Raw genomic sequence first — 3,825 nt, 5'->3', positions numbered from 1 at the left:
TGTAGCTGTAGATGGTGGTGCGTCCGGTCTTGAAGGTGCGGGCGATCTTCGCGATCCAGTGAGACTCGGGCCCGCACCTGTCGGTTGGTGCGGCGGTCTCAGCTGTTCAGCACGAAGCTCAACGGCTCACGAAGATCCGCAGGCTCGCGATAGTGCACGCCGGTCATTCCGAACGCGACCGCGGCTTCGACGTTCTCCAACCGGTCATCCACGAAAAGGCACCGGTTCATGGCGACACCAGCTCGCTCAGCTGCGATCTCATAGATCTTCCGGTCCGGCTTGGCCACCCCCACCAGAGCGCTACTGACGACATGGTCCGCGAGATCTGCCAGCCCCAGAGACGCCAGGTCGTCCTCAAGCTCCAGAGTTGCGTTCGTTACCAGGACCAGGGGCATGTGTGCCCGCACTCGGCGCAGCAGAGCCACCACCGCCTCGTCGGCCCAGAACGGAGCCGTAGCGAGTGCCGTGCCCAATTCGCGTGCCCGCACCTCCGACACCTGGCCAGTAAGGCCGAGCACTATGGACTCCACCCACTGCTGCTGAGAGATCTTGCCGAGGAGGTATGGGAGGTCTCTCTCCGGTGCGTATGCCACTTCTGCGGTCGCGCCCTCCGCCAGCCCTGCAGCACGCTCCAGTTCTGCGATCTGACTCGTGTCATAGAACCGGATCACATTGTCGAGGTCGCACAGCACCGCGTCGAAGGGGCTTTTGAAGGTCTTGGAGATCGTCACGGCCCTTGGATAGCACAGCGGTCGACGGGTGGACGTCTCGAGTGAGCTTGCCCCTGACATGCGAACTGAACAAGGTCAGGTGAGACGGAGGCAAGCTCTCGTGAGACGGGACAGTTCGGACCACTCCCCCCAGATGCGGGCCACGCCCCGCACAGCGTCCAACAACCGATCGGTTGTTGAACGTCACTGAGGTTTTCTCAACAGTGATCGTTTGCGTTTCTGCTGTGGAGCGGGCCGGGGCGAGGGGGGCGGTCTACGCTCGCGCCATGACGATCACGTATGAGTGGCGGGGCGGCTTCGACAACGCAGCCGTCAATGCGCTGCACGCGGAGGGCTTCAACCATCAGCCCTCGGATGTCAATTGGCTGACTCGGGTGCATCGCCACAGCCTGGGCTGGGTCTGTGCACGCCATGACGGTGACCTCGTCGGCTTCGTGAACGTCGTGTGGGACGGCGGCGCCCATGCATTCATCTTAGACACCGTGGTCGCAGGGAGCCATCGCCGCTTGGGGATCGGGGCCGGGCTTGTCGCCGAGGCCGCCCGACAGGCCCGTACGGCCAAATGTGAATGGCTGCACGTCGACTTCGAGGACGACCTGCAGTCGTTCTACTTCGACGCCTGCGGGTTCAAGCCGACGACCGCCGGTCTAATCGCGCTCTGACCGACCTCACCGCATTGCGCCCCGGTCATGAACAGCCATGAAGCCCCTGGTAGGACAGGTCTCACCACAAGATCATGTCCGTAGCAACCGGAGGCTTCACGTTGGTCACCTATGTTGCCACGCTCGACGTCCCACGCCAGGACATATTCGTCCGTGGGACCCACTCGGTGTACCGGGTGCAGGAGCTGGAGCCCGTAGGGCGGTACGGCGTCGACTGCCGCGATGTCCTGACGGGCCTCGCGGAGCGCAGTACCTTCAGCGTGTGCAGTCCCGCCTCCTGGAACGACTGATAAAGCGCAGCCTGAAGAAGGCGTTCAGACGCGCGGAACGCCAGCTCAAGCCCCTCATCGAGCCTGGCGAAACCCTTCTTTCGTCCGACATGTGCCAAGCAGGCGCCCACCTGCTTGAGATCTACACCGTCCGCAGCCCGGCCACCTTCGTGGTGGTCTCCACCAAGGCTGTCTACCTACTCCAGCGTGGCCGGGGCCCGCTGCGAATCCCCGCCTACGCGATTGCGGATGTGCAGCTCAAGGAGCTTCCGGACCCGCTGGTGACCATCCGCCTACGGGACGGCCAGGTGATCGGACTCCTCGCCCACGGAGGCAAGCCAGCGGCATTCGGCCCGGATCTGAAAGCGCTCGTCCCGGCCAGGAGTCGCCGAGCACGACAACGACCCCCCAGCGAATCGGGCTGACGCCACGGAAGGCGAAGGCCCCCAGGCACTGGCGTCCAGGCGACCCTCGCCGACTGCGGGGTGGCGATGGTCTACAGCACGCCGAGTAGGGCGTTGTCCTCCCACTGGTCGACGACTTCAAGGTAGCGGGCGAGCACCTTGGAGTGCGGGGCCCATCCGCCTTGTTTGGCGATGACGATCTGGTCGTGGCCCTTCAGGCGGGAGGACGTGGCGAGGCCGCGGCGAGGGCTGTGGCCGGTGAAGCGGATCTCGATCCCGGCGCGTTCGCCGGCGCGGGTGATGACGTCGCCGATGGACTCGGGCTGCAGTCCGCCCTTCATGACGGTGTGCCAGCGGTTGTGCAGGCGGCGCCAGGCGTACCCGTCGAGGTCGTCCAGTCCGGCGGCATCCTTCCAGGCCTGCCAGGCGCGGACGGGGCAGATGGAGGGGCGGGTGCCGTAGGGGACGGGGACGATGCGGGGGCGGACCTTGGAGACGCGCAGGTCGGCCTGGATGCCGCCGGGGGTGTCGGCGTAGTCGCGGACCCGGTTGAAGGCCAGTTCGTGCTCGCGGCCGGCGACGGCGAAGTGCATCAGCACCAGGGCGCGGTCGCGGATGCCGGTGAGGTTGTCCGGGCACGCGGCGCTGATCCGCACCAGGTGGTCGACGAGCAGCGGCGGGGCCTGACCGCGGCCGCGGGTCTCGCCGTTCTCCTCCATCTCCTTCACCAGCTGCTTGAGCCGGTTGCGCGCGAGCCGGGCGACGCCGTCCTCCAGCCTCACGTCGTGGTCGGCGCGGGCGGACACCACGGTGCCAGAGATCCGGCGGTCGATGGTCGACGGCGCGGTGCACGTCCCCTTCTTCCCTCCGGGCTGGGTCCACAGCCACTCGACGAACATCACGAGGGTGCCGGGGGTGACGGCGAGCAGGGGGACGCCACTGTCGGCGCAGAACTTGCTCCAGCTCGTCCAGTCCTGGGCGTACCCCTTGCGGGTTCGCTCCGGGCGGCCGTCGGCGACCACGCGCACCGCCTGGTGTCCGATGTGGTCGAGTGCGGCCCGGGTCGCGGCGTCGTACTCCTCCGGCCGGGCCGGCGCGCTCGGGGTGGCGTGGTCGCCGGGGCTGGCGCGTTGGTCGCCCTGGTTGTGGCCTACCGGCGCCAACGGGTTGACGAGGACGGTGCCCTGCGGGAGGCCACCCGCCTGCACACCGAACGCTTCACCACCGCCGTCTCCCAGCTCGGCGACGAATCCGCGGCCGTGCGCCTCGGCGGCGTGCATGCCCTGGCTGGCCTGGCGGACGACGCCCCCACCCTCGACCTGCGCCAGACATGCATCAATGTCCTCTGCGCCTACCTGCGCCTGCCCTACACCGCCGAGGCCGACCTACCGACGGGTGACGCGAACTCCTGGCATGCCTACTTGGCCCTGCGGGAAGTTCGGCACACCATCATCCGGCTCATCCGCGACCATCTCCGTCTGGAACCCAAGTCGCCGCACTCCTGGGAGCACCTCCACTTCGACTTCACGGCTGTTACCTTCGACGGGGGAGACTTCTCCGGCGCAACCTTCTCCGCTTGTGTGGTCGACTTCTCTGGCGCAACCTTCTCCGGCGGCACAGTCGACTTCTCCGACGCGGCCTTCTCCGGCGGCGCGGTTGATTTCTCCGACGCGACCTTCGCCGGCGGGGTGGTCGGCTTCGACCGAGCGACCTTCTCCGACGGCGTGGTCAACTTCTACGAGGCGACGTTTTCCGGCGA

Annotated in this window: 6 protein-coding genes; 4 read left to right on the top strand and 2 right to left on the bottom strand. The window is 67.0% G+C overall.

Annotated elements, in window-relative coordinates; translation table 11 throughout:
* Window positions 1-98 precede the first annotated feature (98 nt).
* Window positions 99-731, bottom strand: coding sequence for an HAD family hydrolase (locus VXC91_RS43310; protein ID WP_329512846.1), 633 nt, complete (start codon window positions 729-731; stop codon window positions 99-101).
* Between the two features lie 266 nt (window positions 732-997).
* Between VXC91_RS43310 and VXC91_RS43305 the strand changes: the two genes are divergently transcribed.
* The 3 genes from VXC91_RS43305 (at window position 998) to VXC91_RS43295 (ending at window position 2,087) form a co-directional block, all read left to right on the top strand.
* Window positions 998-1,393, top strand: coding sequence for a GNAT family N-acetyltransferase (locus tag VXC91_RS43305; RefSeq protein ID WP_329512845.1), 396 nt, complete (start codon window positions 998-1,000; stop codon window positions 1,391-1,393).
* 74 nt (window positions 1,394-1,467) lie between these two features.
* On the top strand, window positions 1,468-1,683 hold the full coding sequence (locus VXC91_RS43300) for a hypothetical protein (RefSeq protein WP_329512844.1): 216 nt from the start codon (window positions 1,468-1,470) through the stop codon (window positions 1,681-1,683).
* The gene (locus VXC91_RS43295) at window positions 1,656-2,087 is read left to right on the top strand and encodes a hypothetical protein (protein ID WP_329512843.1); all 432 of its coding nucleotides are present in this window, start codon (window positions 1,656-1,658) and stop codon (window positions 2,085-2,087) included. The genes VXC91_RS43300 and VXC91_RS43295 overlap by 28 nt, the downstream gene beginning before the upstream one ends.
* Window positions 2,088-2,158: 71 nt before the next feature.
* Here the strand turns inward: VXC91_RS43295 and VXC91_RS43290 are convergent, their stop codons facing one another.
* Complete coding sequence (locus VXC91_RS43290; protein ID WP_329512842.1) at window positions 2,159-3,346, bottom strand: site-specific integrase; 1,188 nt, start codon at window positions 3,344-3,346, stop codon at window positions 2,159-2,161.
* On the opposite strand from VXC91_RS43290, the gene VXC91_RS43285 reads away from it, so the two are divergent.
* The coding region (locus tag VXC91_RS43285; protein ID WP_329512841.1) for a pentapeptide repeat-containing protein at window positions 3,326-3,825 on the top strand (500 nt) is incomplete at its 3' end. The genes VXC91_RS43290 and VXC91_RS43285 overlap by 21 nt on opposite strands.

The organism is Streptomyces chiangmaiensis (assembly GCF_036281785.1).
Classification (GTDB): Bacteria; Actinomycetota; Actinomycetes; order Streptomycetales; family Streptomycetaceae; genus Streptomyces; species Streptomyces chiangmaiensis.
This window is presented reverse-complemented; position numbering and strand designations above follow the sequence as displayed.